Source organism: Pseudomonas sp. 50_B, from assembly GCF_017491625.1.
GTDB classification, from domain to species: domain Bacteria; phylum Pseudomonadota; class Gammaproteobacteria; order Pseudomonadales; family Pseudomonadaceae; genus Aquipseudomonas; species Aquipseudomonas danubii.
The window spans coordinates 1-431 of the sequence record NZ_JAFGYX010000178.1 but is presented as its reverse complement, the minus strand read 5'-3'; the positions used below and the strand labels follow the sequence as shown (position 1 = coordinate 431).

The 431-nt window shown below is 73.1% G+C and carries 1 protein-coding gene; it reads right to left on the bottom strand.

The features are described from left to right. On the bottom strand, window positions 1-431 hold a 431-nt coding region (locus tag J5M73_RS31485), incomplete at both ends, for a pyrroline-5-carboxylate reductase (protein WP_207816994.1).

Here is a 431-nt window from a genome sequence, read left to right as displayed (position 1 = left end):
TCACGCGCTCGCGCAGCACGCCCGCGGGCTCGCCCGACTGCACCGCGAGCTGCGCGGCGCCCGCGAACGTCGCCACCGCGAGCGCGCGGCCCTGCTCGTCGTTCATGCCGAGCTGGCGCGCCGCTTCCTGCAGCGCCTCGATGAAATAGAACACGTACGCGGGGCCGCTGCCCGAGATCGCGGTGACCGCGTCGAGCTGCGATTCGTCGTCGAACCAGACGGTCTCGCCGACCGCGCCGAGCACTTTCGACGCGAGATCGCGGCCTGCCGCATCGACGCCCGGCAGCGCGGACAGGCCGGTCACGCCCAGGCCAACGAGCGCCGGCGTGTTCGGCATCGTGCGCACGACGCGCGGGTAGTCGCCGAGCCAGCGCGACAGGTCCGCGCCGCGAATGCCGGCCGCGATGCTCACGACGAGTTGCGTCGTCAGA